Raw genomic sequence first — 24,069 nt, forward strand, 5'->3', positions numbered from 1 at the left:
CCTCACTTTCGGAGGAGCGCCGTGACCGAGATTGCAGCACAACAAGAGACGCGGGACCTCCCGCCCGGCGCCACAGCCGGCGCTGACGACATGATCGAGGCCGCGGGCCATCCCATCGGCGGCGGCGTCATCAAGCCGGGTTACGACCCGCGCCTGACCAACGAGGACCTCGCCCCACTGGGCAAACAGAGTTGGTCCTCCTACAACATCTTCGCCTTCTGGATGTCGGACGTGCACAGCGTCGGCGGCTACGTGACGGCGGGCAGCCTGTTCGCACTGGGCCTGGCCAGTTGGCAGGTCCTGGTCGCGCTGCTGGTGGGCATCGTGATCGTCAACTACTTCTGCAACCTGGTCGCCAAACCCAGCCAGGCCGCCGGCGTGCCGTACCCGGTGATCTGCCGGACGGTGTTCGGCGTGCTGGGCGCTAACATCCCGGCGATCATCCGCGGTCTGATCGCGGTGGCGTGGTACGGAATTCAGACCTACCTGGCCTCGGCAGCGCTGGATGTGGTGTTGCTCAAGCTGTTCCCGGGCCTGATGCCCTACGCGCAGGTGGAGCAGTACGGCTTCGCGGGACTGTCGCTGTTGGGCTGGGGCAGCTTCCTGCTGCTGTGGGTGTTGCAGGCCTGTGTGTTCTGGCGCGGCATGGAGTCCATCCGCAAGTTCATCGACTTCTGCGGTCCCGCGGTCTACGTCGTGATGTTCATCCTCTGCGGCTATCTGATCTACAGAGCGGGCTGGGGTGCCATCGATCTCAACCTCGGTGAGGTCACCTACACCGGATGGTCGTCGCTGCCCGTCATGCTCGGCGCGATCGCGCTGGTGGTGTCCTACTTCTCCGGTCCGATGCTTAACTTCGGCGACTTCTCGCGGTACGGCAAGTCGTTCGAGGCCGTCAAGCGCGGCAACTTCCTCGGCCTGCCGGTCAACTTCCTGGTGTTCTCGATTCTGGTGGTCGTCACCGCGTCGCTGACGGTGCCGGTGTTCGGCGAACTGATCACCGACCCGGTGGAGACCGTGGCCCGCATCGACAGCACGTTCGCAATCGTCCTGGGCGCGTTGACGTTCTCGATCGCCACCATCGGCATCAACATCGTCGCCAACTTCATCAGCCCCGCATTCGACTTCTCGAACGTCAGCCCGCAGCGGATCAGTTGGCGTGCAGGCGGCATGATCGCAGCGGTCGGTTCCGTGCTGATCACGCCGTGGAACCTCTACGCCAACCCCGAAGTCATCCACTACACGCTCGAGACCCTGGGCGCGTTCATCGGACCGCTGTTCGGCGTCCTGATCGCGGACTACTACCTGGTGCGGAAGCAGAAGGTGGTGGTCGACGACCTGTTCACCATGAACGAGGACGGAAAGTACTGGTACACCAAGGGTTACAACATGGTCGCGGTGCTCGCCACCGCGGTCGGTGCGATCCTCGCGGTCATTCCGGTACTGCTGGGCGGCACGGTGCCCGGCATGTCCACCGCGGCGCAGTACAGCTGGTTCATCGGGTGCGGCGTGGCCTTCGGCCTGTACTACCTGCTGGCCACGCGGGACAAGCTGGTTGCAGAATCGGTGTCGTGAAACGCATCTGGGTCGTCAATCCGAACACGACCGAGACCATGACGGCCGGGATCGCCCACTGTGCGCAGGCAGTGGCCGGTCCCGGCACCGTGGTCGTCGGTGTCACCTCTCCGTTCGGCCCACCGTCGATCGAGAGCCACTACGACGAGGCGATGAGCGTGCCGGGACTGCTCGACGTGGTGGCGCGCGGCGAGCAGGAGGGCGTCGACGGGTACGTCATCGCCTGCTTCGGTGATCCCGGTCTGGACGCGGCGCGTGAGGTGGCGCGCGGCCCGGTCGTGGGCATCGCCGAGGCCGCGATGCACACCGCCAGTCATCTGGGCCGCGGGTTCAGCGTGGTCACCACGCTGGGACGCACCATCGGGCGGGCGGCTGAACTGTCCGAACGGTATGGCATGGACCGGTTCTGCCGGGGCATCCATGCATGCGAGATCCCGGTGCTCGACCTCGAGACCGACCCGATGGCACGCAAGATCGTCACCGAGGCGTGCCGGGACGCGGTGGAGTCCGACGGTTCCGACGCCGTGGTGCTCGGCTGTGCGGGCATGGCCGAGATGTGCGCCCAGATCGCCGACGACATCGGCGTGCCCGTCGTCGACGGCGTCACGGCGGCCACGCTGACGGTGCAGTCCCTGGTGACGATGGGGCTGGGTACGGGCAAGCGCGGCGAGTACGCCCCGCCGCCACCCAAGCGCTACAGGGAACGCTGACTCGCCGGGTGCACCGAGCGCCAGTGTTCGGCGATCTCGATGCGCCGCGCGACCCACACCCGGTCATGGGCCTGCACGTGGTCCAGGAATCGCTGCAGTGCCGCGGCCCGCGCGGGCCGTCCCACCAACCGGCAGTGCAGGCCCACCGACAGCATCTTCGGCTGTCCGGCAAGGCCTTCGGCGTACAGGACGTCGAAGGCGTCGCGCAGGTGCGCGAAGAACTCCTCGCCGTTGGCGAACCCGGCCGGCGAGGCGAACCGCATGTCGTTGGTGTCCAACGTGTACGGCACCACAAGATGGTCGGTGTCGCGCACGCGGACCCAGTAGGGCAGGTCGTCGGCGTACGAGTCCGAGTCGTAGACGAATCCGCCGTGCTCGACGACGAGATCGCGGGTGCGTGGTGAGTCCCGGCCGGTGTACCAGCCCAGCGGTGCCGCGCCCGTGAGTTCGCGCAGGATCGTGACGGCCTCGGCCATGTGGGCGCGTTCGGTGTCGACGTCGCATCCCTGATAGGACTTCCACCGCAGGCCGTGGCAGGCGATCTCGTGGCCGAGCTCCTGAAACGCCGCCACCGCTTCGGGATTGCGCTGCATGGCCCGTGCGACGGCGAAGATCGTCAGCGGCAGGTCGCGCTGCTCGAAGATCCGCAGCACGCGCCACAGACCGGCGCGTGACCCGTACTCGTAGAGCGACTCCATGCTCATGTGCCGGTCGGGAAAGGCCTCGGCGGGCGTCATCTCCGACAGGAACGTCTCCGACGCCGGATCCCCGTCCAGCACGCTGTTCTCGGCGCCCTCCTCGTAGTTGAGCACGAACTGCACCGCGATCGCGGCGCCGCCCGGCCATTGCGGATCCGGCGGATGCGGGCCGTACCCGACCATGTCCCGCGGGTAGGCGCTCACACGAGGTCTCCGAACAGCCGCAGCCGGGCCAGGCCACCGTCGGGATAGATGTCCAGCCGCGCCTCGTGCACCGCGGCGTCGGAGTTCACCAGCAGGCGATGCCGTGTGTCGGGCTGTAAGTCGGTGCGCGGCAGCAGTTCCACCCACTCGCCGTCGTCGGTCAGGCCACTCAGCGCCGCGGCGCCCGGACTGTTGCCCAGGAAATACGACGTGTCGATCTCGGCCAGTCGGATCCGCCCGCGGCCCGCCAACTGGATGCGCACCCAGTCGTTGGCGTCGTCACGGCGGCGGGCGGTCTCCCACCCGTCACCCATGACCTTGGCGACGCCGGGAAAGATCAGGTTCTGCGGCGAACTGTAGAACCGGTTGGAGCAGTCCAGCACCAGGCCGCCGTTCTCCAGCGCCGTCAGATCCAGCGGGCCCAGACCCAGCAGCGCGGGATCGGGCCGACCCTCGCCGTGCACGCGCAGTCGCGCGACGCCGCCGTCGGGGAAGATCCGAAGGCGCACATGCGTGTAACGCTTCTGGGAGAACACCTCGAAGGGATTTCGGCTGTCGCCGTAGATCTTCGCGCGTTCGACGATCGGCTCCCACCCGGGATGGGCGATCAGGTCCTCGACCGGGGGATAGCCGTCCACCTCGAGCGCGTCGAGGGAGGCCTCCGGCGGGAAGTTCCCCTTGAACCACGCGGTGTCGATCACCACGCCGTGGATCACACCGGGGACACCGAGACGCACGATGGCCTCGTCATAGCCGGGTTCGCGGCGCCGTCGCGTCTCCCATCCGTCGTAGATCTGACCGCGATGGCCGAAGGTCGCGGGTTGGTACTTCGACGGCCCCGGCTTGATCAGGTTCTCCTTCTCGGCGAAGGAGTCGTCGTTGGCCCACAGCACCGCACCTCCCGCCGTGCGCAGCGCCAGGTCGGGGAACCAGCTGAAATCGGGTGGCGAGTCGGTCATGAATGTTTGCGTTCCTTCAGGTTTCGTAGGGTGGACAGGTCGGCGTCGGGCGCGAGTGTGAGCACGTCGTCGGACGTGAACGCCCCGACCGACAGCCCGCGCAGGACCACCGTCGCCAGCGCCTCCGCGGTGGCCGGTTCGTCGACGATCGCACCGCCCCGGCGATCAAGATAGGCCTGTAGTCGCGGTGCCGCGGCGTCGAGGGCCGCACGGAAGAACGTCCCGGTGGCCAGCCAGCGCGTCACCAGATGGCCCGGGTGCATATCCCAGCCCTGGTAGTACCCGCGCTGCAGCGATCGGGTGACCAGGCCGTGGTGGCGGACCAGTGCCGCGCGCACCTGCTGGCCGGTGCCCTCCGGCATGACCTGAGTCGACCCGTCGGCGACGCGCACCCCGGTCTGCGCCGCGGCCGTCATCATCACGGCCTTGGCGTGGTCGGCGATGGGGTGGTCGAGGGCCTGCTGTTGTGGTGAGATTCCGCACGCGGCGCTGTAATCGTATGTGCCGTAGTGCAGTCCAAGGCAGCGTCCTTGGCTGGCGTGCAGGGCGCGGGCCACCGTCGCGGCGCCGTCAGCACCCAGGATGGCCTGCGGGCTCTCAATCTGCAGCTCGAACCGCAGTGCCCCGTCCGGCAGGCCGTGGGCCTGCTCAAGCGCTTCGCACACCCAGACAGCCGCGGTGGCCTGTTGTGTGACACGAAGTTTCGGGACCGTGAACACGAAACCGTCCGGCACACCGCCCGCACCGTCGAGCACCAACTCCAGCGTGCGGATCGCCCGTCGACGTTCGGCCGTGGTTAGTCCCTTGATCCGGACCCCGCTGGTCGGCAGGCCCAGCGCGGCCAGCGTGCGACCCGCCTCGAGCGCGTCGCGGTCCTCGTCGGCGTCGGGGCGCCACCCGTAGCCGTCCTCGAAGTCGAGGCGCAGATCCTGGATCGGGGCCGTGGTAAGGCGTGCCCGCACGTCGTCGACGGCGGCCTCGTCGGCCAACTCCACCAGAAGGTCGCGATGCTGGTCGAGCAGGGCGAGGGCCGCGGCACCCCAGCGGTGAGGGGTGTCGGCGCCCGCGCCGGCCGCGCTGAGGTAGACGGTGTGCACTGGTTGGCCGTCGTCGCCGCCGCCTGGATAGTGCGATGCGAGTTCGGCATCGACCTCGGAAAGAAGATCGTCGATGCGGGCCAGCAGCGCCGGCGCGATCGGGTTGCCGGGTTCTGCCATCTGCCCATCGTCACAGAAGTTGTGGTTCGGTGCGTCTCGACAGGCGCGCAGAAGATGCGATCGCCCTGATTGCTGGGGAAGCTGTCGGCGCCGCTTGTGGTTGGCACAGTCATGCCCACTGGAATCTTTCTCTCCCCGCTGCCCAATGTCGCCAATGTGGTCGACGACGTGATCGACCAGGCCCGCCGGGCCTACGACCTCGGCGTCCGCCAGATCTGGCTGGCCCAGCAGTTGGACACCGATGCGATCACGCTCGCGGCTGTCGTCGGCGCCGCGGTCCCCGGACTCGGCGTCGGCACGTCCGTGGTGCCGATCAACCCTCGCCACCCGCTCATCGTCGCGTCGCTCGCGCAGACCGCGCAGGCCGCGACGCACGGCCACTTCAGCCTCGGCCTGGGTCTGGGTGCGCACGCCATCGAGCAGCGCACCTTCGGCATCGACCCGGCGGGCACGGTCGCACGCCTGCGCGAACACCTGCAGGTGCTGCGTGCGGTGTTCGACGGTGACGATGTCGACGTGCGCGGCGAGCACATCACGGCCGTGCCGGAGTGGCCCGTGCAGGTGGCGGGCGGACACCCGGTGCCGCTGTATGTCGCCGCGATGGGGCCCAAGGCGCTGCAGATCACCGGGGAGCTGGCCGACGGCACACTGCCGTATCTGGCAGGCCCCCGGACGATCAAGGACTTCATCGTGCCGACGATCACGGACGCGGCCACGAAGGCCGGGCGGCCCACCCCGCGCGTCATCGCCGCCGCACCCGTTCTGGTGACCGACGATCGCGATGCCGGACTGGCGGCGGCCCGGGCCGCGCTGAGCTTCTACGACACCATCCCGTCGTATCAGAAGGTCGTCGCGCGGGAGGGCCTGACGTCGGCGGCGGATCTGGCGATCGTCGGATCGCACGACGAGGTGCTCGAGAAGCTGTCGGCCTACCGCGACGCGGGGGCCAGTGACGTCGTCATCTCACCGCTCAAACGGGACAATCCAGTTGAGCTAGAGGCTCTTTGGCGCGTCGCGGCCGCCCTTTAGCACCTCGAGGCGGTTGATCGCCTCGTCCAGGGTGTCGTCGCGTTTGCAGAATGCGAAGCGCACCAGATGGTTCCATTCGGCGAAGTGCGGCCCGTTCGGATCGCAGAACGCCGACAGTGGAATCGCGGCCACCCCCGCGGTGTGCGGCAGTTGCCTGCAGAACTCGGTGCTGTCGTCGTAGCCCAGCGGTCGAGGGTCGGCACACAGGAAGTAGGTGCCCGCGCTCTCGTGCACGTCGAACCCGATGTCGGTCAGGGCGGTGCTGAGCCTGTCCCGTTTGAGCTGCAGCGAGTCACGCAGCCCCCGTACCCACTGGTCTTCGGTGTTGAGCGCATGCGCCACGGCCGGTTGGAACGGCGCACCCCCGACGTAGCTGAGGTACTGCTTGGCGGCGCGCACCCCAGCGATGAGATGCGGTGCACCGCAGGCCCATCCGATCTTCCAACCCGTGCAGTTGAACATCTTGGCAGCGCTCGAGATGGTCACGGTGCGCTCGGCCATGCCCGGATACGAGGCCAGCGGCAGGTGGGTGGTGTCGAACACCAGGTGCTCGTACACCTCGTCGGTGATGACCAGCAGGTCCTTCTCGACGGCCAGCGCCGCAAGTGCTGAGAGCTCTTGGTGGTTCAGCACCGTGCCGCTGGGGTTGTGCGGGGAGTTGACGACGATGGCTTTGGTGCGCGGGCCGACCGTGGCCCGCAGCGCGTCGATGTCGAGGGCGAAACCGCGGCCGTTCGGGACCAGCGGCACCGTCACGCGGTGACAGCCGGCCATGGCGACCACGGGGGAGTAGGAGTCGTAGAACGGTTCGATGAGCACGACCTCTGAGCCGGGCTCGACCAGGCCGATGATGCTGGCCGCGATGGCCTCGGTGGCGCCGACGGTCACCAGCACCTCGGTGTTCGGGTCGTATTCGACGCCGTAGTGCCTGCTGCGCTGCGCGGCGATGGCCTCCCGCAACGGCGCGATACCCAGGCCGGGTGGGTACTGGTTGACGCCCTCGGCGATCGCGTTCTCGGCGATTTTGAGCATCGAGGGCGGGCCGTCCTCGTCGGGGAAGCCCTGGCCGAGGTTGACCGCCCCGATCCGGGCGGCCAGCGCCGACATCTCGGCGAAGATCGTCACCGCATACGGCTGCAACCGCGTCACCGTCATGGTTGCCCACCCTAGTGGCCGACTCCATTGGCGCGAGCAGACATGAACTCGCACGCTGTGGCCGCGATTCGTGCGAGAACATGTCTGCTCGCGGAGGTAGGTGTGCGACTGCCGGCTGGCGGGATCCCGGCCCTGCTCGCACGGCAGGGTCCGCGCGAATCTCAGTCAGTTAGGGATGATTCTGATTTCAGCCACAACTCCGCCGCAATAGGTCATGCAAAATGGCCACGTCTGGGCACAGACTGTTAAAATGCGTTCTGCCAATTGTCTCACTCGGGCTTGTTCGAGGGGGAGAGTCGGCGGTCTGGAAGCGGCCCGTGAGAAATCTCCCAACCAACGGGTTGGGGGAGCCTGCTAGGCTGGCCGCTCAGAGGACTACCCTCCGCGCAGGACTGCGGTCGACGCAGGTCTGCGATAACCAACCTGAACAGGACCTGGAGTATCTACATGTCCGAAGAAGCCTTCATCTACGAGGCCATCCGCACGCCGCGCGGTAAGCAGCGTGGCGGGTCGCTCACCGAGGTCAGGCCGCTGAGCCTGGTCGTCGGCCTCATCGAAGAGATCCGCAGCCGGTTCCCCGGCCTGGACGAGACCCTGATCAGCGACGTCGTCCTGGGCTGCGTCTCACCCGTCGGAGATCAGGGCGGCGACATCGCCCGCACCGCGGTGCTCGCGGCCGGCCTGCCCGACACCACCGGTGGCGTGCAGCTCAACCGCTTCTGCGCCTCGGGCCTGGAAGCCGTCAACATCGCCGCACAGAAGGTCCGCTCCGGCTGGGACGACCTGGTGCTGGCCGGTGGCGTCGAGGTGATGAGCCGCGTCCCGATGGGCTCCGACGGTGGCGCGATGTTCTCCGACACCGCCTTCACCTATGACAACTACATCGCCCCGCAGGGCATCGGCGCCGACCTGATCGCCACCATGGAGGGCTTCTCCCGCGAGGACGTCGACACCTACGCGCTGCGCAGCCAAGAGCGTGCCGCGGCAGCGTGGTCGGGCGGCTACTTCGCCAAGTCCGTCGTCCCGGTCAAGGATCAGAACGGCCTCGTCATTCTCGACCAGGACGAGCACATGCGTCCCGGAACCACCCTCGAGGGCCTGGCCAAGCTGAAGCCCGCCTTCGAGGGAATCGGCGCGATGGGCGGCTTCGACGACGTGGCGCTGCAGAAGTACCACTGGGTCGAGAAGATCAACCACGTCCACCACGGCGGCAACAGCTCGGGCATCGTCGACGGTGCCGCGCTGCTGCTGATCGGCTCCGAGAAGGCAGGCGCCTCGCAGGGTCTGACCCCGCGCGCCCGCGTCGTGGCCACCGCCACCAGCGGTGCCGACGGAACCATCATGCTGACCGGCCCGACGCCCGCCACCCAGAAGGTGCTGGACCGCGCGGGTCTGACGGTCGACGACATCGACCTGTTCGAGCTCAACGAGGCGTTCGCCTCGGTGGTGCTGAAGTTCCAGAAGGACCTCAACATCCCCGACGAGAAGCTCAACGTCAACGGTGGCGCCATCGCGATGGGCCACCCGCTGGGCGCCACCGGCGCCATGATCACCGGAACCATGGTCGACGAGCTCGAGCGGCGCGGCGCCAAGCGTGCGCTGATCACGCTCTGCGTCGGCGGCGGCATGGGCGTGGCCACCATCATCGAGCGCGTGTAGGAAAGAGCAGAAACATGGCAGAGAACACCATCAAGTGGGACAAGGATGCCGACGGCATCGTCACGCTGACGCTGGACGACCCGACCGGCTCGGCCAACGTGATGAACGAGCACTACAAGGAGTCGATGCACAACGCCGTCGAACGACTTGTGGCGGAGAAGGATTCGATCACCGGCGTGGTGATCGCCAGCGCGAAGAAGACCTTCTTCGCCGGCGGTGACCTCAAGGGCATGCTGACCGTCGGCCCCGAGGACGCCGCTGAGTCGTTCGCCGAGGTCGAGTTCATCAAGGCCGACCTGCGCGCGCTCGAGACCCTCGGCGTGCCGGTCGTCTCCGCGATCAACGGTGCGGCCCTCGGCGGCGGCCTGGAGATCGCCCTTGCGACGCATCACCGCATCGCGGCTGATGTCCGCGGCGTGGTCATCGGCCTGCCCGAGGTCACCCTGGGCCTGCTGCCCGGCGGAGGCGGCGTGGCCCGCACCGTGCGCATGTTCGGCATCCAGAAGGCCTTCATGGAGGTCCTGAGCCAGGGCACCCGCTTCTCGCCGGCCAAGGCCAAGGAGATCGGCCTGGTCGACGAACTGGTCGGCAGCGTCGAGGAGCTCATTCCCGCCGCCAAGGCGTGGATCAAGGCCAACCCCGAGTCGCACACCCAGCCGTGGGACGCCAAGGGCTACAAGATGCCCGGCGGCACCCCGTCCAGCCCCGCGCTGGCCGCGGTCCTGCCGTCGTTCCCGGCGCTGCTGCGCAAGCAGCTCAAGGGTGCGCCGATGCCCGCACCGCGTGCCATCCTGGCCGCGGCCATCGAGGGTGCGCAGGTCGACTTCGACACCGCCACCCGCATCGAGAGCCGCTACTTCGTCAGCCTGGTCACGAGCCAGACCGCCAAGAACATGATCCAGGCGTTCTTCCTGGACATGCAGGCCATCAACGGCGGCGCCTCGCGTCCCGACGGCATCGCCAAGCAGGAGATCAAGAAGATCGGCGTGCTGGGCGCGGGCATGATGGGCGCCGGTATCGCCTACGTGTCGGCCAAGGCCGGTTATGACGTCGTGCTCAAGGACGTCACGATCGAGGCCGCCCAGAAGGGCAAGGCGTACTCCGAGGGCATCGAGGCCAAGGCGCTCAAGCGCGGCAAGACCACCGAAGAACGCGCTGCTGCATTGCTTTCCAGGATCCACCCGACCGCCGATGCCGCTGATCTGGCGGGCGTCGACTTCGTGATCGAGGCCGTCTTCGAGAACACCGAACTCAAGCACAAGGTGTTCCAGGAGATCGAGGACATCGTCGAGCCGAACGCGTTGCTGGGCTCGAACACCTCCACCCTGCCGATCACCGGTCTGGCGACCGGCGTGAAGCGCCAGGAGGACTTCATCGGGATCCACTTCTTCTCACCCGTCGACAAGATGCCGCTGGTGGAGATCATCAAGGGCGAGAAGACTTCCGACGAGGCGCTGGCCCGGGTGTTCGACTACACCCTGGCCATCAAGAAGACCCCGATCGTGGTCAACGACAGCCGTGGCTTCTTCACCTCGCGTGTCATCGGCACCTTCGTCAACGAGGCGCTGGCCATGCTGGGCGAGGGTGTCCCCGCCACCACCATCGAGCAGGCGGGCGCGCAGGCCGGGTACCCGGCTGCGCCGCTGCAGCTTTCGGATGAGCTCAACCTCGAGCTCATGCAGAAGATCGCCACCGAGACCCGCAAGGCGACCGAGGCGGCGGGCGGCACCCACGTGGCGCACCCGGCCGAAGAGGTCGTCAACAAGATGATCGAGATCGGTCGTCCGTCGCGGCTCAAGGGCGCCGGGTTCTACGAGTACGTCGACGGCAAGCGGGTCGGCCTGTGGCCGGGCCTGGCGGAGACCTTCAACTCCGGCTCGACCGAGATCCCGCTGCAGGACGCCATCGACCGCATGCTGTTCGCCGAGGCTCTGGAAACCCAGAAGTGCATCGACGAGGGCGTGCTGACCTCGACGGCCGACGCGAACATCGGTTCGATCCTGGGCATCGGCTTCCCGCCGTACACCGGGGGCAGCGCGCAGTTCATCGTGGGCTACCAGGGTGAACTGGGCGTCGGCAAGGAGGCCTTCGTGGCCCGCGCCAAGCAGTTGGCCGAGCGCTACGGCGACCGCTTCAACCCGCCGGCATCGCTGACCAGCTAGTCCGTCCAGCGCGAAGCCCCCGGAATCACAACGATTCCGGGGGCTTCGTCGTCTCTCGATGAGTTCAGGCGGTCTGCCGGGTCTGTACAGGTATGCGGAATGAAGATCTCTGGGCAGTCCTCGACAGCGACGTGGCCACCGGCCGAGTGCCCGGGTATGCCGCGGCCATCCGTCGAGGGGGCCTCGACGAGGTGTACGTCTCGGGCCGGACCTCGTTCGGCGCGGCCGCCTCACCCATCGTGCGAGACACCCCGTTTCGGATCTCGTCGCTGAGCAAGCCGCTCGGCGCCGCGCTCACGCTGGCCCTGATGGACGACGGGGTGCTGCGCCTGGATGACGAAATCCGTTGCTGGCTGCCAGAACTTGCCGATCCGGTCGTACTGGGCCGGGTGGACGGTGCCCTGTCGGACACCGAACCCGCCAACCGGCCCATCACCGTCGCGCACCTGCTGACCATGACCGCCGGGTGGGGTGTGGTGTTCGAACCCTGCCCGCTGCAGTCCGCGATCGACGAGCGCGAGATCGGATCTGGCCCGGTGCCGCCGCAGCTGACCGGCGACGAGTTCATCCGGCGTTTGGCGGAGGTGCCGCTGGCCTTTCATCCCGGCACCGGGTGGCTCTATGACATGCCGTTCAAGGTGCTCAGCGTGCTGCTCGCCCGTGCAACTGAGATGACATTGGCGGAGTTGCTGGCCGACCGGATCACCGGGCCGCTCGGCTTGGCGGACACCGGATTCTGGGTCGAGCAGGCCGACCGGCTGCCGACTCCGTATCGGCCGACCGACGACGGTGTCGAGGCGATCGATTTACCGGCTGGTGCATTCCTGCGACCGCCGCCATTCGAGGATCTCAGCTGCGGATTGGTCTCCTCCGCAACCGATCTGCTGCGCTTCTTCTCGGCGATGGCAGATGGCGGCGGTTCTGTTCTGCGACCCGAAACGGTGCGTCTGATGACCACGGACCAGCTCACCGCCGAGCAGCGCAGGCAGGGCCTGGACATCCTCGGCCCAGGGGTGTCCTGGGGTATGGGCGTGGGTGTTGACGTGGAGTCGGCACGGCCATGGATGCGCCCCGGGCGATGGGGCTGGATCGGCGGCAGCGGGACCACGGGGCACGTGGATCCCGACGGCTCGGTGGCGGTGTTGTTGACCCAACGCGAGCTGGCCGGTGCTCAGGAGGGATTCGACGAGTTCTGGGCGACGAACGCCGCGTGCGCGGACAGGGCACAATAACCCGCGTGACCGAGAGCTTTACCGAAAGGTTCGCGGCTGGTTTGGCGAGCTATGGTGCGGCGCCGTGCATCGAGTTCGAGCGACGGTGGCATTCCGGAGACGAGGTTGCTGAGTACGGCCGCCGGATCGGGGTCTGCCTGGACCGGGCCGGTGTCGCGCGGGACGCTCCGATCGGACTGGTGGTGCGCAACCGCTACCCACACGCCGCCGCGACGATCGGCATGATCGCCGCGGGTCGTCCGGTCGCGATGATCTATTCTTTCCAGTCGCCCGAGGCGATCGCCGCCGACATCGCGCGGCTCGACGCCGCGGCAGTCCTCGCCGACGTCGAGGACTGGACGGACCCGGTGGTGCAGGCCGTGCGCCGCACCGGAGGTGCGGGTGTGGCGCTGTCCCCGGACGGACCGACGGGCGTGACCTCACTCGAGCGTGCCGACAGCACACGGCCACGGGCTGTCCTCGACGGGGCGCTGGCCATCCTCACCAGCGGAACAACCGGTCCGCCAAAGCATTTCGTGATCCGTTCCGAAGTCCTCGAACACACGGTGTACAGCGTGACCGGAGGGCAGGCCGACGCCGACGAGCCGCCGGAGATGTCCTACTGGCCACTCGGCGGAATCGGCGGGGTGTGTCAGCTGGTCACGGGCGTCTACGTCGGCAAGCGCATGGTGCTGCTGGAGCGGTTCAGCGTTGACGAGTGGGTGCGCGTGGTCAAGCGGTACGGTCTGCAGCGCGTCGGCGTGCAACCCGCCGTGGTGCGGATGCTGCTCGACGCCGACGTGCCTGCGGAGGAACTGTCGTCACTGCAGTACGTCATGAGCGCATCGGGACCGCTGGATGTCGCGACCCGCGACGCATTCGAGGCGAAGTATGGCATTCCGGTGCTCACCGCTTACGGCGCAACCGAATTCGCGGGCTCGGTGTGCTCGTGGACTCCCGATCTGTATCGCGAGTTCGGGGCGCACAAGCGGGAGAGTTCGGGGCGCGCCCTGCCGGGAGTGCGGGTGCGAATCGTCGACGCCGACTCGGGTTCGGAACTTCCTGTCGGCGCGCGAGGGATTCTGGAGGCCAAGGTCCCTCTGCTCGGGCCAGACTGGGTGCACACCACCGACGTCGCCTCGATCGACGAGGACGGCTTCATCACGCTGCACGGACGAGCCGACGGTGCGATCAACCGCGGCGGGTTCAAGATCCTGCCGGAAACTGTTCGGAATGCACTGATCTCGCATCCCTGTGTGCGCGATGCCGGCGTGGTGGGGGTTCCGGATCAGCGGCTGGGGCAGGTGCCCTTCGCCGCCGTCGAACCCGTTCCGGGCACGTACCCGGAGGAGGTTGAGCTGATCGCGTATGTCCGGGCCGCGCTGCCCCGCCACCATGTGCCGGTCGCGATCGTCGTCGTCGACGAGCTGCCCCGCACGCCGTCGCTGAAGGTGAGCATCCCCGCGGTGGCGGCGCTGTACGCCGCGACGGAGTGAGTCAGAGCGCGCCGAGGTCCGCGGAGTACCAGCGCTGCGGCTGCAGGCGGATCGCCACCTGCGCGCCGAGTTCCCGGCGCGCGAACTCCAGGTAGTTGTCGGCGGCCGCGCCCGACAGGTACCGGCGCGTCATCTCCTCCAACTGCGCGTCGGTGCCGGGTTCGATCCGGCTCACCGCGCCGTCGACCGTGACGTACCGGACGGTGGGTTCAGCGCGCTGGACCATCAGCGTGAAGAATCCCGTCGCCTCGATCAGGCGCGCCTTGTGGGAGGCGGGTCCGGTGAGGATCCACGGTTCGCCGCCGGGGGAGTACTGATACCAGATCGGCACGGTGAGTGGACCGTGGTTGTCGCCCGCGGCGACGGACAGTGCCGCGATGTGCGGCTCGGCCAGAAACTGTTCGCGTTCTTCTTGGGAAAGAGCCATGAATCCACGCTACGTCCGTGGGACGCTCCGAACGACCTCCTTGCCGACCTGGCCGACGGGACTACAGTCGCATCCATGCGCTTCGGACTGTTCATCCCGCAAGGTTGGCGACTCGATCTGGTTGGCATTGAACCGGCGAAGCAGTGGGAGGTGATGCGTTCCCTCGCGCAGTACGCCGACGACGGATCCGCGTGGGACTCGCTGTGGGTCTACGACCACTTCCACACCGTGCCGGTGCCCACGGCCGAGGCCACCCACGAGGCGTGGTCGCTGATGTCGGCCTACGCCGCCACCACTTCCCGCATCAAGCTGGGCCAGATGTGTACGGCCATGAGCTACCGCAACCCGGCGTACCTGGCCAAGGTGGCCGCGACGGCCGACCTCATCTCCGGCGGCCGGATCCAGATGGGCATCGGTGGCGGTTGGTATGAGCACGAATGGCGGGCCTACGGATACGGATTCCCGTCCGCGGGGGTGCGGTTGGCGCGCCTCGACGAGGGCGTCCAGATCATGCGCGACGCGTGGCGTGACGGCGTGGTGAGCTTCGACGGCAAGCATTATCAGGTCAATGGTGCCATCGTGCAGCCGAAGCCGCTGCAGGACAATGGCATTCCGCTCTGGATCGCCGGCGGTGGGGAGAAGGTCACGCTGCGGATCGCGGCGAAGTATGCGCAGTACACGAACTTCACCTCGGAGCCGGAGGGCTTCGCCCACAAGTCCCGCGTGCTGGCCGACCACTGTGGCGATGTCGGCACCGACTTCGACGCGATCGTGCGGTCGGTGAACATCAACGCCGTCGTCGGCACGTCTGCGGCCGATGTCAAGGATCGGCTGGGCCGCGTGCGGTCGCGGATCACCGACCTGGCGGGCGAACCGGCGGCCGACGCGATGATCGGCTCGATGAATTCCCCGCAGTCCGGCGCCGGCACCCCGGAGCAGCTCGTCGAGACCCTGACCAACCTGCGCGACCTGGGCTGCGAGTACGTCATCTGCTACTTCCCGGAGGCGGCCTACGACCGCTCAGGGATCGAACTGTTTGAGCGCGAGGTCATGCCCGCGCTGCAGTAGGCCTCCTTTTCTCCCGCGAGCGTGCGGGTCGCCGGCCGACACGCCGTCATCCAGCCCGTTTCTGCGCACGCTCGCAATGGGGAGAATGGGGTTTCCACTTTTCGTTAATGCTGTTGTACGATTCCGCAAGCGCATTATTGGTCACGACTGCGGAGGATCGTCCATGCCCCAAAAGGCGCTCGCGCCCGAAATCTCCACCTGGCCCGAAGAGAACCCGCAGCTGATCGGTAGTCAGTGCGGCACCTGCTCGGCCACGGTGTTCCCGGTCCAGGACCACTGCCCCAAGTGCAGCGGTGCCGATATGTCCAACGTGTTGCTGCCGCGGCGCGGCACGGTGATCGCGTGGACCACCCAGGGCTTCGCCCCGGGCGCACCGTACGCGGGCCCCACGGGCAAGGAGTTCGTGCCGTTCGGCGTGGGCCTGGTCCAACTCGGCGACGTGATTCGCGTCGAGGGCCGACTGACCGAGAACGACCCCGCCAAGCTGCAGTTCGGCCAAGAGGTCGAGCTCACGATGATCCCGTTCACGACAGACGACGAGGGCAACGAAGTCGTCACGTTCGCGTTCCAGCCGGTCTGAGGAGGCACCTGCAATGTCCAATGACGTCGCGATCATCGGCGTGGGGTTGCACCCCTTCGGCCGTTTCGACAAGCCCGCAGTTCAGATGGGCGCCGAGGCTATTCGCCTGGCGCTCAAGGACGCCGGTGTCGAGTGGAAGGACATCCAGTTCGGCTTCGGTGGAAGCTACGAGGTGTCCAACCCCGACTCGGTGACCCGCCTCGTCGGCCTGACTGGCATCACGTTCACCAATGTGTTCAACGCGTGCGCCACCTCGGCCAGCGCGATCCAGCAGACCGCTGACACCATCCGCCTCGGCAAGTACGACATCGGCGTCGCGGTGGGTCTGGACAAGCATCCGCGCGGTGCCTTCACCGACGACCCGGCCAAGCTCGCGCTCCCGCAGTGGTACGCCGAGAACGGGCAGTTCGTCACCACCAAGTTCTTCGGGATGAAGGCCAACAAGTACATCCACGACCACAACATCAGCCAGGAGACCCTGGCGCGCGTGGCCAACAAGAACTTCCGCAACGGCGCGAAGAATCCGAATGCGTTCCGTCGCAAGGAGATCTCGGTCGAGGAGATCCTGAACTCGCCGGCGCTGAACTACCCGTTGACGCAGTACATGTTCTGCGCACCCGATGAGGGCGCGGCAGCGGTCATCATGTGCCGCGCTGACATCGCGCACAAGTTCACCGACAAGCCGGTGTTCGTCAAGGCCTCGGAGATCCGGACCCGCACATTCGGTGCGTACGAGGTGCACGCCACGTCGGCTCCGCTGGACGAGGATCCGTCGCCCACGGTGTACGCCGCCAAGGCCGCCTACGAGATCGCAGGCATCGGGCCCGAGGACGTCGACATCGCCCAGTTGCAGGACACCGACGCCGGTGCCGAGGTCATCCACATGGCCGAGACCGGGCTGTGCGCCGACGGTGAGCAGGAGAAGCTGCTGGCCGACGGGGCCACCGAGATCCACGGCTCGATCCCGATCAACACCGACGGCGGCCTGATCGCCAACGGTGAGCCGATCGGCGCCTCGGGTCTGCGGCAGATGCACGAACTGGTGCGCCAGCTTCGTGGTGAGGCCGGCGACCGTCAGGTGCCCGGTTCGCCGCGCGTCGGCCTGGCGCAGGTGTACGGCGCGCCCGGCACCGCATCGGCGACCATCCTCAGCCTGTAGTTCTTCCCCCGCGAGCGGGACCCCAACCGTGTTTGGCGTACCAACGCGCGCGCTCGTCGGACACTGAGCGGACGCTCGCCGCGATGAGTTCTGCGCGCGGCCCCGGTCAGTCTGGGTATGACGACAAAAATCACGCCCTGCTTGTGGTTCGACAAAAACCTCGAAGAGGCCGCTGAGTTCTATGCGTCGGTGTTCCCGAACTCGTCGGTCGGGGAGTTCACCCGCTACACCGACGCCAATCCCGACGTCGCTGGTGAGGTCGCCTACGGACGGTTTGTGCTCGACGGCAACGAGTTCATTGGGATCAACGGTGGCCCGATCTTCCAGTTCACCGAGGCGGTGTCGTTCGAGGTGCGTTGTGCCGACCAGGACGAGGTGGACTACTACTGGTCCAAATTGACCGACGGCGGCCAGGAGTCTCAGTGCGGCTGGCTCAAGGACCGTTTCGGGCTGAGTTGGCAGATCGTGCCGGAGCGGCTCTACGAACTGGTCGAGGATCCGAACCCGGCGAGGGCGACTGCGGCGAATGCGGCGATGTACAAGATGCACAAGATCGTGGTGGCCGAGTTGGAGGCTGCGGTCGCCGGGGTGTGACGCCCTGCCCGCCCTGATGCCGGATGAGGGTCCGCTTTGGTCCGCCCGCGACGGCTGGGGTCCCCCGCGTGCAGGGGCGTCCCCGTACAGACCCGCCGCTCGCGGGGAGAAGCAAGCGCGCTCGCGGGGACAGCTCAGCGGTGGGCGAGCACGTTGACGACCTTGCCCGACGCGTCGGCGAAGAAGAACCGCCGGACGCCCCACTCCTCATCGCTGAGTGGGTGGACGATCTGCAGCCCCGCCGACACCGCCGACTCATGCGCGGCGTCCAATGCCTCAAGACTGTCGACCTCGACCGAGACCACCGGATTGACCTGTGCGGTGGCATCTTTGGTCATCAGGCTGAGCTGGTGCCGGTGCTGATCGTCGGCGAGGGTGACGATCCAGCCGTGGTCCATGACCACCTTGAGTCGCAGCATGTCGGCGTACTGCGCGGTGGCCGCGGGCAGGTCGTCGACGGTGAGGACGGGCACCACCCGACGGACCGTCATATGGCGGGACCGAGCAGGTCGTCGGCGTCCTTGATGATGTAGCCGTACCCCTGCTCGGCGAGGAAGCGCTGCCGGTGCGCCGCGTACTCGGCGTCGAGGGTGTCGCGCGAGACCACTGAGTAGAAGATGGCCCCGCCGCCGTCGGCCTTGGGGCGCAGGAGCCGGCCCAGGCGCTGGGCCTCCTCCTGACGCGAACCGAACGTGCCCGAAACCTGCACCGCCACAGAAGCTTCGGGAAGGTCGATGGAGAAGTTGGCGACCTTGGAGACCACCAGGGTGCGGACCTCACCGCTGCGGAACGCGTCGAACAACGCCTCACGTTCGGCGTTCTTGGTGGACCCCTGGATGACCGGCGCGTCCAACTCGGCGCCGAGCTCCTCCAACTGATCCAGGTAGGCGCCGATGACGAGAGTGGGTTCGTTGGGGTGGTGGTCCAGGATGGACTTCACCACTGCGATCTTGGAATGTGCTGTGGAGCAAAGCTTGTAGCGTTCCTCGGGTTCCGCGATGGCGTAGAGCATCCGCTCGTTCTCGGTGAGCGTGACACGCACCTCGATGCACTCCGCCGGGGCGATCCAGCCCTGGGCCTCGATGTCCTTCCACGGCGCGTCGTAGCGCTTGGGCCCGATCAGGCTGAACACGTCGCCCTCCCGGCCGTCCTCGCGAATCAGCGTGGCGGTCAGGCCCAGGCGGCGGCGGGACTGCAGGTCGGCCGTCATCCGGAACACCGGCGCGGGCAGCAGGTGCACCTCGTCGTAGATGATCAGGCCCCAGTCACGGCTGTCGAACAGTTCGAGGTGCTTGTACTCGCCCTTGGTGCGACGGGTGATGACCTGGTAGGTCGCGATCGTGACCGGGCGAATCTCCTTGCGCTCGCCCGAGTACTCGCCGATCTCCTCCTCGGTGAGCGAGGTCCGGGCGATCAACTCGCGTTTCCACTGCCGACCCGCCACGGTGTTGGTGACCAGGATCAGCGTCGTCGCTCCGGCCTTGGCCATGGCGGCGGCACCGACCAGGGTCTTGCCCGCACCGCAGGGCAGCACCACGACGCCGGAACCGCCGGCCCAGAACGAGTCGGTCGCCATCTGCTGGTAGTCCCGAAGCTCCCAGCCGTCCTGGTCCAGTTCGATCGGATGGGCCTCGCCGTTGACGTAACCCGCGAGGTCCTCCGCGGGCCATCCGATCTTGAGCAGCATCTGCTTGACCCGGCCGCGCTCGGAGGGGTGCACGATGACGGTGTCGTCGTCGATGCGGGCGCCCAGCATCGGCGCGATCTTCTTGTTGCGCAGCACCTCTTCGAGCACCGCACGGTCGAAGCTCACCAGCGTCAGTCCGTGCACCGGGCTCTTGACCAACTGCAGGCGCCCGTAGCGCGCCATGGTGTCGACGATGTCGACCAGCAGCGGTTGCGGCACGGGATAGCGGGAGAAGGACACCAGGGCGTCGACGACCTGCTCGGCGTCGTGGCCGGCCGCGCGGGCGTTCCACAGTGCCAGCGGAGTTATCCGATAGGTGTGCACGTGTTCGGGGGCACGTTCGAGTTCGGCGAACGGCGCGATGGCCGCACGGGCATCGTTGGCCTGCTCATGGTCAACTTCAAGCAGCACCGTCTTGTCGGACTGCACGATCAGGGGTCCGTCAGTCATCTACGCCCCTCCTCTTCATCGTCATTGCGGCGCGCAGCACCGCCGTCGGCGACGTCGGGTATCGGCGTCGCTCTCCATCGCTGCGCACCGTGATCAACGCGCAGGCATCAGTCCATTATTCAGTCTTCGGCCGACACGACCGACGTCACACGGTGGACAGCAAAGTCGCGGACCCGCCCGGCCGCCGAGTCGAACGCGATCAGTTGACCGCCTCGGACGTTGATCGGCGCGACCTTGCGCTGCGTGGACACCCCCGCAGCGTCGGTGTATCCGAGCAGCACCGTGGTCTGCTGCATCGCGGCCTGCTGGAGCAGGGTGATCGTTCGGGCCGGATCGAGCCGACCGCCCGCCGCGGTCGGCAAACTCACCACGCGGCGCAGAACCTCCACGATCGCGGCCAGGTTGTCCCGATTGGGTGTACTCGGCAGCGGACGGAAGAACCGCCGACTGGTGGGTGCGGGCACCCGGGCGCCCCGCGAACGCAGGTCGACGACGGTCCCGGAGGCGTCCTCGGCGGCCGGGGCCAGACCCGCCGACCGCAGGGCGGCCAGGACGTCGGCGATGGGAGCCTGGCTGACCGCGACGGTGGGCGCCAGCAGGCGCAGTTCGAGCGCGGCGACGGCCGGGGACGAGACGGCCTGGGTCAGCAGCGTCGGATCCTCACACCGCACGAACGACGACGCCATGCCGACCCGCAGTTGGCCGTGCCTGCGCGCCACGTCGTCGATCAGGTACGTCAGGCCCTGCGGCACCGGGGTCTTGGAGTGCCTGCTGAAGAACGCGTGCAGTTCGCCAGCCGTACGCCCAGTGTCGAGCGCATTGCGCACCGATGCCTCGCTGATGCGGTAAACCATTGCCGCCCCTGCGGATTCGACCGCCGCGACGGCGCCCAACTCATCGGCGAGGTCGCGGTCCAGGGGGCCGGGCACGATGACGGTCAGATCGGCCTGCAGCAGGAAGTGGTCGATCGGCGCGGGCAGCACCTTGTCCATCGCGGCCGCCGTCGCCTCCGGATCGTGGCGCAGCAAGGTCCGGGCCGGCGTGGTCAGCGCACCGCGGCCCAGCAGGCCCAGCGCGTGCGCCTCCTCGAGCAGTTGGGCGACGGGTTCGGGCTGCAGGCGCGCCGCCCAGCGGGGCCTGCGCCACACCATCGCCGCCGAGGCAGTGGCGGCGTCGACGGCGGTTGCGGGCTTGAACTCGGCCAGCGTGGACAGCAGCAGCCGGCGGTCCAGCGGCGCCGCCGTGGAGTACAACGAATCCGACAGCGCCGCATAGGGTTTGCCGTCCGGTCCGCGGTGCCCGATCAGGCTGGGCCGGGCAGGCAGGTCGAGCCAGGTGGTCGCGAGCAGCTGCCATCGCAGCGCTGTCGGTGTCTCGATGAACCGATCGGCGGCCACGGTCGGCGCCCAGTACGGGCCGCCGCTTCCGTCCTCGGGTTCGGGGTCGGGCAGGCCGCTGGCGATGAGCCCGGCCGCCGAGGCGATCTCCAGGACCAGGCCCAGTCGCGGTTCGCCGATGCCGGTGAGTTTGGTGAGCCGGCGCATGTCGCGGATGCCGAGCCCACCGCTGCGCAGTTCGGGAATGGCGGTGGTGCCCAGCGTCTCGATCAGCACCTCGACCTCGCGCAGCAGGTCGAGGATCGCACCGGCGCCCACGGCGTCGACGTCCTTGACTGACAACGCCGGGGTGGGCTCGGGAAGTGGAGCGGTGAACGCCGAGGGACCGGGCTGTTCGCCGCGCAGCAGTTGGCCGACCTGGCGCGGCAGGATCACGGTGTCGCTGTCGAGTTGCCGCAGCAGTCCGGTCGCGAGCAGTCGCTGCACCGGCCGGTCCGACGGCGTGCCAGGGGCCGCATCGCGCGTGCGCCCGACCGGGGACCCCTCGAGGAGCCGGTCCAGCAGTTCGCGCTGGGGCCCGTCGAGCGCGGCGATGCGCGCGCTGACGTCCTCCGGCGCCAGCGTGGGGTCCTCCAGCACGACCTGGCCGGGATACCAGGGCAGGCCCGCGGCGGCCTCGGCCGCCACGCGCACCGATCCGTCGCCCCACGCGAGCGCGCGGTCCCGCAGGTCTTCGAGCGCGGCCAGGACGGCCCCCTCGGGCGCGCGGTCGCCGATCAGCGCGACCAGCTTGGTGACCGGCACGGGTTCGGTTTCGGCGTGCAGGACGAGCAGCGCGTCGAGCACGGCCAGGCGGAGAAAGTCCAGGTCATCGGTGGCAGCCTTGACCGATTGGCGCGCCTGGGCGCGGGCGGCCAGCGCCGCGATGCTGCCCGGCGGCGGTTGGGCCAGATCCGGCCGCAGCTCCAGCAGCCGGACGAGCCGCTCGTCCGACGAGTCCGCCAACCAGGCGCCCAAAGGGACGCCCGGGGAGTGTTCGGTCATCGGTGACCAGGGTAAAGCAGCCACCGCGGCGCGCCAGTCGACCATCACCTGTCAGAATGACTCTCGTGGCTGACAACGCTGAGAACAACAAGGGCCGCTACGTCGATCCGGGCTGGCCGACCACCGATCCCGACGACCACGCGGTGAGCGAACTCGTCTCCGACCGCACCGGGTCACTGTCGCCGTTCGGCGACATCACCTTCCCGCTGCCGTCCGACGACCTGCCGTATGTCCATCCCGTCACCGTAGTCAACAGGTAACGGTGGTTCGGGGCTCCGACTCCCAGCCGCTGTCACACCTCGACGAGCGGGGCGCGGCCCACATGGTCGACGTCTCGGACAAAGACGTCACCAAGCGCACCGCCGTCGCCTCGGGTGTGCTTCACACCACCGCCGAGGTCGTCGAACTGATCTCGGCTGGCGGGCTGCCCAAGGGCGACGCGCTGGCCACCGCGAGGGTGGCCGGCATCCTGGCCGCCAAGCGCACCAGTGACCTGATCCCGCTGTGTCATCACTTGGCGCTCACCGGTGTCGACATCCAGTTCGACGTCGACGGCGCGGCCGTGCTCGTCACCGCGACGGTCCGGACGACGGATCGGACCGGTGTGGAGATGGAGGCGCTCACCGCCGTCAGCGTTGCCGCGTTGACGCTGTACGACATGATCAAGGCGGTGGATCCCGCCGCCCGCATCGACGACGTCAAGGTACTCAGCAAGGTCGGCGGTCGTACGGGAGAATGGCGTAGGTGACCCGCACTGGCCGAATCATCATCGCTTCCACCCGGGCCTCTGCCGGGGTCTACGACGACCGCAGCGGGCCGCTGATCGCGGAATGGTTTGCCCAGCAGGGTTTTTGCACCCCCGAGGTCGTGGTGGTGCCCGACGGTGATCCGGTCGGACGGGCGCTGCGCATCGCGGTGGCCGACGGAGTGGACCTGGTGATCACCTCTGGCGGTACCGGCATCTCGCCGACCGACGAGACCCCCAAGCAGACCAAGCCGCTGCTGGACTTCGAACTGCCCGGCCTCGCCGAGGCCATCCGGCGCTCGGGGCTTCCCAAGGTGCCGACGGCGATCCTGTCGCGCGGGCTGGCCGGGGTGGCGGGGCAGACCCTGATCGTCAACCTGCCGGGCTCTCCCGGCGGCGTGCGCGACGGCCTGGCGGTGCTCACCGACGTCGTCCACCACGCGATCGACCAACTCGCGGGCAAGGACCATCCACGATGACCGCTGTACTGCGCGCTGCGCTGACCGCAGAGCCCATCCTGCTCGTCGAGCACGAGCAGTTGGTGGCCGACGTCGCCGCGGGTGCGGTGGTTGGTTTCGCCGGTGTGGTGCGCAACCATGACGGCGGCAAAGAGGTGATCCGCCTGGAGTATTCGGCGCATCCGTTGGCCGAGCAGACTATGGCTGATGTCCTGGCCGAGGTGGCCGCCGAATCAGTCGGTGTGCGCGCGATCGCCGCGAGTCATCGGATCGGGGTCCTGCAACTCGGTGACGCGGCGTTGGTCGCGGCCGTGGCCGCCGATCACCGCAAGGCCGCGTTCGAGGCCTGCGCGCTGCTCGTGGACACCGTGAAGGCCCGCCTGCCGGTCTGGAAGCACCAGTTCTTCGCCGACGGCACCGAAGAGTGGGTCAATTCGGCCTGACA

General features: G+C 67.9%; 23 protein-coding genes. 15 read left to right on the forward strand and 8 right to left on the reverse strand.

What is annotated here, in order from left to right:
* Positions 1-90: 90 nt before the first annotated feature.
* Positions 91-1,575 carry an NCS1 family nucleobase:cation symporter-1 gene (locus G6N34_RS01805; RefSeq protein WP_234812797.1) on the forward strand — a complete coding sequence of 495 codons (1,485 nt, stop codon included), beginning with the start codon at positions 91-93 and terminating at the stop codon, positions 1,573-1,575.
* On the forward strand, positions 1,572-2,285 hold the full coding sequence (locus tag G6N34_RS01810; RefSeq protein ID WP_085150199.1) for an aspartate/glutamate racemase family protein: 714 nt from the start codon (positions 1,572-1,574) through the stop codon (positions 2,283-2,285). The genes G6N34_RS01805 and G6N34_RS01810 overlap by 4 nt, the downstream gene beginning before the upstream one ends.
* Here the strand turns inward: G6N34_RS01810 and puuE are convergent.
* The 3 genes from puuE to G6N34_RS01825 are packed head-to-tail and all read right to left on the reverse strand — an operon-like array spanning position 2,270 to position 5,363.
* Positions 2,270-3,166: an allantoinase PuuE gene (puuE, locus tag G6N34_RS01815; protein WP_085150241.1), complete on the reverse strand. Its 897-nt coding sequence runs from the start codon at positions 3,164-3,166 to the stop codon at positions 2,270-2,272. The genes G6N34_RS01810 and puuE overlap by 16 nt on opposite strands.
* A gap of 17 nt (positions 3,167-3,183) precedes the next feature.
* Positions 3,184-4,146, reverse strand: coding sequence for an allantoicase (alc, locus tag G6N34_RS01820; RefSeq protein ID WP_085150201.1), 963 nt, complete (start codon positions 4,144-4,146; stop codon positions 3,184-3,186).
* A complete protein-coding gene (locus G6N34_RS01825; protein WP_085150203.1) occupies positions 4,143-5,363 on the reverse strand; it encodes a DUF6986 family protein in 1,221 nt (406 codons plus the stop codon). Before G6N34_RS01825 ends, alc begins: the two co-directional genes overlap by 4 nt.
* A 111-nt stretch (positions 5,364-5,474) precedes the next feature.
* On the opposite strand from G6N34_RS01825, the gene G6N34_RS01830 reads away from it, so the two are divergent.
* Complete coding sequence (locus G6N34_RS01830) at positions 5,475-6,392, forward strand: LLM class F420-dependent oxidoreductase (protein ID WP_085150205.1); 918 nt, start codon at positions 5,475-5,477, stop codon at positions 6,390-6,392.
* Here the strand turns inward: G6N34_RS01830 and G6N34_RS01835 are convergent.
* The gene (locus G6N34_RS01835) at positions 6,357-7,547 is read right to left on the reverse strand and encodes a pyridoxal phosphate-dependent aminotransferase (protein WP_085150207.1); all 1,191 of its coding nucleotides are present in this window, start codon (positions 7,545-7,547) and stop codon (positions 6,357-6,359) included. The two genes, G6N34_RS01830 and G6N34_RS01835, sit on opposite strands and share 36 nt — an antisense overlap.
* A 447-nt stretch (positions 7,548-7,994) precedes the next feature.
* Between G6N34_RS01835 and G6N34_RS01840 the strand changes: the two genes are divergently transcribed.
* From G6N34_RS01840 to G6N34_RS01855, 4 genes are all read left to right on the forward strand, one after another.
* Complete coding sequence (locus tag G6N34_RS01840; protein ID WP_085150209.1) at positions 7,995-9,206, forward strand: acetyl-CoA C-acetyltransferase; 1,212 nt, start codon at positions 7,995-7,997, stop codon at positions 9,204-9,206.
* 14 nt (positions 9,207-9,220) lie between these two features.
* Positions 9,221-11,368, forward strand: coding sequence for a 3-hydroxyacyl-CoA dehydrogenase NAD-binding domain-containing protein (locus G6N34_RS01845; protein WP_085150211.1), 2,148 nt, complete (start codon positions 9,221-9,223; stop codon positions 11,366-11,368).
* A 92-nt stretch (positions 11,369-11,460) separates the two neighbouring features.
* Entirely contained in the window at positions 11,461-12,600 is a 1,140-nt protein-coding gene (locus tag G6N34_RS01850; RefSeq protein WP_085150213.1) for a serine hydrolase domain-containing protein, read from the forward strand.
* 5 nt (positions 12,601-12,605) lie between these two features.
* Positions 12,606-14,075, forward strand: coding sequence for a class I adenylate-forming enzyme family protein (locus G6N34_RS01855; RefSeq protein ID WP_085150215.1), 1,470 nt, complete (start codon positions 12,606-12,608; stop codon positions 14,073-14,075).
* Position 14,076: 1 nt separating this feature from the next.
* Here G6N34_RS01855 and G6N34_RS01860 read toward each other — a convergent pair whose 3' ends face one another.
* Complete coding sequence (locus G6N34_RS01860) at positions 14,077-14,502, reverse strand: pyridoxamine 5'-phosphate oxidase family protein (protein WP_085150217.1); 426 nt, start codon at positions 14,500-14,502, stop codon at positions 14,077-14,079.
* Positions 14,503-14,577: 75 nt separating this feature from the next.
* Between G6N34_RS01860 and G6N34_RS01865 the strand changes: the two genes are divergently transcribed.
* From G6N34_RS01865 to G6N34_RS01880, 4 genes are all read left to right on the forward strand, one after another.
* Positions 14,578-15,570, forward strand: a complete 993-nt coding sequence (locus G6N34_RS01865; RefSeq protein ID WP_085150219.1) for an LLM class F420-dependent oxidoreductase — start codon at positions 14,578-14,580, stop codon at positions 15,568-15,570.
* Between the two features lie 163 nt (positions 15,571-15,733).
* The gene (locus G6N34_RS01870; protein WP_085150221.1) at positions 15,734-16,150 is read left to right on the forward strand and encodes a Zn-ribbon domain-containing OB-fold protein; all 417 of its coding nucleotides are present in this window, start codon (positions 15,734-15,736) and stop codon (positions 16,148-16,150) included.
* Positions 16,151-16,163: 13 nt separating this feature from the next.
* Positions 16,164-17,309, forward strand: a complete 1,146-nt coding sequence (locus G6N34_RS01875; protein ID WP_085150223.1) for a thiolase family protein — start codon at positions 16,164-16,166, stop codon at positions 17,307-17,309.
* Positions 17,310-17,426: 117 nt separating this feature from the next.
* Entirely contained in the window at positions 17,427-17,903 is a 477-nt protein-coding gene (locus G6N34_RS01880) for a VOC family protein (RefSeq protein ID WP_085150225.1), read from the forward strand.
* A 134-nt stretch (positions 17,904-18,037) separates the two neighbouring features.
* Here G6N34_RS01880 and G6N34_RS01885 read toward each other — a convergent pair whose 3' ends face one another.
* The 3 genes from G6N34_RS01885 to G6N34_RS01895 form a co-directional block, all read right to left on the reverse strand.
* Entirely contained in the window at positions 18,038-18,394 is a 357-nt protein-coding gene (locus G6N34_RS01885) for a VOC family protein (protein ID WP_085150227.1), read from the reverse strand.
* Entirely contained in the window at positions 18,391-20,040 is a 1,650-nt protein-coding gene (locus tag G6N34_RS01890) for a DNA repair helicase XPB (protein ID WP_085150229.1), read from the reverse strand. Before G6N34_RS01890 ends, G6N34_RS01885 begins: the two co-directional genes overlap by 4 nt.
* A gap of 119 nt (positions 20,041-20,159) precedes the next feature.
* Entirely contained in the window at positions 20,160-22,421 is a 2,262-nt protein-coding gene (locus G6N34_RS01895) for a helicase-associated domain-containing protein (protein WP_085150243.1), read from the reverse strand.
* A 56-nt stretch (positions 22,422-22,477) separates the two neighbouring features.
* Here G6N34_RS01895 and G6N34_RS27690 point away from each other — a divergent pair, with 56 nt between their 5' ends.
* The 4 genes from G6N34_RS27690 to G6N34_RS01915 are packed head-to-tail and all read left to right on the forward strand — an operon-like array spanning position 22,478 to position 24,067.
* Positions 22,478-22,681, forward strand: coding sequence for a hypothetical protein (locus G6N34_RS27690; RefSeq protein WP_276061203.1), 204 nt, complete (start codon positions 22,478-22,480; stop codon positions 22,679-22,681).
* A gap of 2 nt (positions 22,682-22,683) precedes the next feature.
* A complete protein-coding gene (moaC, locus tag G6N34_RS01905; RefSeq protein WP_264016544.1) occupies positions 22,684-23,169 on the forward strand; it encodes a cyclic pyranopterin monophosphate synthase MoaC in 486 nt (161 codons plus the stop codon).
* On the forward strand, positions 23,166-23,645 hold the full coding sequence (locus G6N34_RS01910) for a MogA/MoaB family molybdenum cofactor biosynthesis protein (protein WP_085150233.1): 480 nt from the start codon (positions 23,166-23,168) through the stop codon (positions 23,643-23,645). The genes moaC and G6N34_RS01910 overlap by 4 nt, the downstream gene beginning before the upstream one ends.
* Positions 23,642-24,067 (forward strand): molybdenum cofactor biosynthesis protein MoaE, encoded by a 426-nt coding sequence (locus G6N34_RS01915; protein WP_085150235.1) that lies wholly within the window; start codon positions 23,642-23,644, stop codon positions 24,065-24,067. Before G6N34_RS01910 ends, G6N34_RS01915 begins: the two co-directional genes overlap by 4 nt.
* Positions 24,068-24,069: the final 2 nt, after the last annotated feature.

The organism is Mycolicibacterium confluentis (genome assembly GCF_010729895.1).
Taxonomy (GTDB): domain Bacteria; phylum Actinomycetota; class Actinomycetes; order Mycobacteriales; family Mycobacteriaceae; genus Mycobacterium; species Mycobacterium confluentis.